The following is a 1,000-nucleotide window of genomic DNA, read 5'->3' on the forward strand; positions in this document are numbered from 1 at the left end:
TTATCCGCGAGCGTTTCAATCAGCCTTTGCAACAAGTCGATCTGACTCAAGCGCACTTATTTGGAGACAGCCGTCGCGAAGCTGACGAACTGGCGACGCCTTTGCCTGTTTGTACGCCTCGCGGCGCATTCTGGGCAATATATCGCGCCTCGCTCAAACTGGGTTCGCGCTGGAGTGAAGGCTTGAGAATCGGTCAAGAAACAGGTTTTGATTCGGGCAGCACATTGGATTATGTCTACCGCAATCAACCGCAAGGCAGCAATGCTTTCGGTGTATGGGTGGACAAATACTATCTTAACGCTATCGGCTGGCGCGGCATTCGCCAACGCAAAGTCAATATCGGCAAAGCCATTCAGACGGCCTCAGCCAAACTGCGTGAAGCAGGCAAACCGGTACACGTTTTGGATATCGCATCCGGTCATGGCCGCTATGTATTGGATGCCCTGACTGCCGACACATTGCCTAATTCCGTACGCTTGCGCGATTACAGTCCGATTAATGTCGAAGCCGGTCGCAAGCTGATTGCCGAGCGCGGCTTACAAGACACGGTTACCTTCAATGAGGTCAATGCCTATGACCGCGCCAATTATCACGATTTACAGCCGCGTCCTACCCTGGGCATCGTCTCCGGCCTGCACGAATTGTTTGCCGACACTGATTTGATTTTGAACTCGCTCTACGGCTTTGGAGAAGCCATTGAAACCGGCGGCTACCTGATCTACACCGGCCAGCCGTGGCATCCGCAACTGGAAATGATTGCCCGCGCCCTGACCAGCCACAAAGCAGGCAACCCAAACTGGGTAATGCGCCGTCGCAGTCAGCAGGAAATGGATCAGCTGGTTGAAAAAGCCGGTTTTGAAAAAATCCATCAATGGATAGACGAAGACGGTATTTTCACCGTGAGCTTGGCAGTGAAGAAATAAAAAAATAAAGGCCGTCTGAACAATTCTTTAACTTTCAGACGGCCTTATTTAAACCATGTACCTATCCATGAAAACCT

At 51.3% G+C, this 1,000-nt stretch carries 1 protein-coding gene; it reads left to right on the forward strand.

Annotated features, from left to right (window positions below; all coding sequences use genetic code 11):
* Positions 1-923 (forward strand): class I SAM-dependent methyltransferase family protein (locus ACTHUM_RS15205; RefSeq protein ID WP_440403314.1); only part of this gene is annotated, 923 nt, incomplete at its 5' end.
* Between the last annotated feature and the right edge of the window lie 77 nt (positions 924-1,000).

The organism is Neisseria sp. P0021.S006 (assembly GCF_051956895.1).